Source organism: Ensifer sp. NM-2 (genome assembly GCF_003024455.1).
GTDB classification, from domain to species: domain Bacteria; phylum Pseudomonadota; class Alphaproteobacteria; order Rhizobiales; family Rhizobiaceae; genus Ensifer; species Ensifer canadensis.
The window spans coordinates 1-721 of sequence record NZ_PVZR01000083.1 but is presented as its reverse complement, the minus strand read 5'-3'; the positions used below and the strand labels follow the sequence as shown (position 1 = coordinate 721).

General features: G+C 68.4%; 1 protein-coding gene and 1 pseudogene. Both read right to left on the bottom strand.

Translation table 11 applies throughout. The features are described 5' to 3' along the window. Nucleotide 1: 1 nt before the first annotated feature. Nucleotides 2-388 (bottom strand): 50S ribosomal protein L7/L12, encoded by a 387-nt coding sequence (rplL, locus tag C6558_RS38865; protein WP_002854784.1) that lies wholly within the window; start codon nt 386-388, stop codon nt 2-4. Between the two features lie 70 nt (nt 389-458). Next, nucleotides 459-721 (bottom strand): annotated as a pseudogene (locus C6558_RS38860) (50S ribosomal protein L10); the annotation flags it as partial.

The following is a 721-nucleotide window of genomic DNA, read 5'->3' as shown; positions in this document are numbered from 1 at the left end:
ATCACTTGAGGGTGACGGTGGCGCCGGCGCCCTCGAGCTGCTCCTTGGCCTTCTCGGCGGCCTCCTTGTTGACGCCCTCGAGGACGGGCTTGGGGGCGCCGTCCACCAGGTCCTTGGCCTCCTTCAGGCCGAGGGAGGTGAGGGCGCGCACCTCCTTGATGACGCCGATCTTCTTGTCGCCGGCGGCCTCGAGGATGACGTCGAACTCGTCCTTCTCCTCGGCGGCGGCCTCGGCACCACCGGCGGCACCGCCGGCGGCGGCCACGGCCACGGGGGCGGCGGCGGTGACGTCGAACTTCTCCTCGAACGCCTTGATGAACTCGGACAGCTCGATGAGGGTCAGCTCCTCGAACGCGGCGAGCAGCTCTTCGGTGGTCAGCTTGGCCATGATGACTCCTTTACGGGTACGTCTTGACTACGTTGTGAAGTGGTGGGCCGTGCAGCCCGGGGCGGGCTGCTCAGGCAGCCTCGCCCTGCGCGGCGCGCAGCGCCTCGACCGTGCGGACGGTCTTGGACAGCGGCGCCTGGAACAGGGCGGCAGCCTTGGACATGCTGCCCTTCATCGCGCCGGCGAACTTGGCCAGCAGCACCTCGCGGGACTCGAGGTCCGCGAGCTGCTTGATGCCGGCCTCGTCCAGGGGCTGGCCATCCATGTAGCCGCCCTTGAGCACGAGCTTCTCGTGATCCTTGGCAAAGTCACGCAGGGCCTTCGCGACGTTGA

What these genes read in the sequence shown, in the direction of transcription:
- rplL (WP_002854784.1), bottom strand. Translation starts at nt 388, where the DNA reads ATGGCCAAGCTGACCACCGAAGAGCTGCTCGCCGCGTTCGAGGAGCTG.